Here is a 535-nt window from a genome sequence, read left to right as displayed (position 1 = left end):
CCGCCGACCACCGCGCCGACCACCACGCCGCCACCCACCGGCAACCTGGCCGCCGGGCGGCCGGTCACCGAAACCAGCCACTCCGACGTGTACGCCGCACCCAACGCGGTGGACGGCAACGCGGGCACCTACTGGGAGAGCGCCAACAACGCCTTCCCCCAGTCGCTGACGGTGGACCTGGGGACCGCCCGGTCGGTGTCCCGGGTCGTGCTGAAGCTGCCACCGTCGTCGGCCTGGCAGACCCGCACCCAGACGCTGTCGGTGCTCGGCTCCACCAACGGCTCCTCCTGGGCGACGGTCAAGCCGTCCGCCGGCTACACCTTCAATCCGGCCAGCGGCAACACGGTCACCGTGACGTTCGCGGCGACCAGCCAGCGTTACCTGCGGCTGACCGTCACCGGCAACAGCGGCTGGCCCGCCGGTCAGCTCAGCGAGTTCGAGGTCTACTCCAGCTAGCCCCGTGGCCCCCGTCCGGCTGGGCGGGGGCCACCCGGCCGGAACGGCTCGGCGCAGCGCAGCGCGGGCCCGCCCGATC

General features: G+C 73.5%; 1 protein-coding gene. It reads left to right on the top strand.

The features are described from left to right. The coding region (locus tag EAD98_RS06415; RefSeq protein ID WP_199723310.1) for a discoidin domain-containing protein at positions 1-456 on the top strand (456 nt) is incomplete at its 5' end. Positions 457-535: the final 79 nt, after the last annotated feature.

Origin of the sequence: Micromonospora sp. CV4 (assembly GCF_003667455.1) — a bacterium.
Lineage (GTDB): Bacteria > Actinomycetota > Actinomycetes > Mycobacteriales > Micromonosporaceae > Micromonospora.
This window is presented reverse-complemented; position numbering and strand designations above follow the sequence as displayed.